Source organism: Methylophaga sp. SB9B, from assembly GCF_004832235.1.
Taxonomy (GTDB): Bacteria; Pseudomonadota; Gammaproteobacteria; order Nitrosococcales; family Methylophagaceae; genus Methylophaga; species Methylophaga muralis.
In genome coordinates this window covers 1-251 of the sequence record NZ_SSXS01000115.1, presented here as the reverse complement: position 1 = coordinate 251, position 251 = coordinate 1, and the positions used below count along the sequence as shown (strand labels likewise).

The following is a 251-nucleotide window of genomic DNA, read 5'->3' as shown; positions in this document are numbered from 1 at the left end:
CAAAGTGATATTCAAACCTAATCCACAGATACGCCAACATACCGAGCCCGGCAAAAACAATGGCCAAGATAGTCGCATCTTTAAAATCACCACTGACTTTTGGTCCAACCATTTCAACGCGTGGAAACTCGCATCGGCCGATATTTCCTGTATCGCTGATTTGATATTTTCAACAGGTTCACCGCTAGCGACTTGTTCAGCACCTTCCATTGGCAGGCGAATTAGATAATAGTCATCATCGCCGAATTCCT

At 44.6% G+C, this 251-nt stretch carries 1 pseudogene; it reads right to left on the bottom strand.

The window, feature by feature from the left end:
* Positions 1–112, bottom strand: a pseudogene (locus tag E8Q33_RS16345) (protein translocase subunit SecF); the annotation flags it as partial.
* Positions 113–251 lie beyond the last annotated feature (139 nt).